A 575-nucleotide genomic window follows, 5' to 3' on the forward strand; every position below is an offset into this window, starting at 1 on the left:
TTACTGGTATATGCTGCGGAAGGACTACTGGCTGTTCGAATATATGGCGGTATCCAGAGCGATAAAAGACACGAAGGGGCAGTATAAACTGGCATACCAGTATACCGAGAGCGATGAGAACGATCTCACGTATTTCATCCGCTACAATCTCGCGGCAGTAAAAACCGCGGTCGACAATATCCAGAAGTATATCGAGAAGAAGCAGAAAGAGAGCAGACAGGCGCTAAACATTCTCCAGAAGAGCGAAGGACTGAGTCTTCGCCAGGCAGAAATAATCAAATCCCTTATTAAAAACCCCGATAAGCCGATCACGATCAAAGAGATCGTTGAGACATACCGTGTGGCGTATGGAACGGCGAGAAACGATCTCTTCCATCTCGAAAAGCTGGGATATCTGGCGAAGCAGAAATCGGGCAAGGAGTACATCTTCATATTCAGGGGTTTGAAGGGATGAACTCCTGATAAACTACTCATTTTCGGATATCGGTTGTTCCAGTCTGCTGATATCTTTCAGATACTTATGATAGTCGAAGTACATGGGAATTGTATCCTGGGCCTTCGTTTGCGTTCTTTTA

1 protein-coding gene is annotated in these 575 nt (G+C 45.4%); it reads left to right on the forward strand.

Annotated elements, in window-relative coordinates:
- Positions 1-454: DeoR family transcriptional regulator (locus EI28_RS12830; protein ID WP_048115437.1), on the forward strand; the 454-nt coding region annotated here is incomplete at its 5' end.
- Positions 455-575: the final 121 nt, after the last annotated feature.

Source organism: Methanoculleus sp. MH98A (assembly GCF_000691865.1).
Lineage (GTDB): Archaea > Halobacteriota > Methanomicrobia > Methanomicrobiales > Methanoculleaceae > Methanoculleus.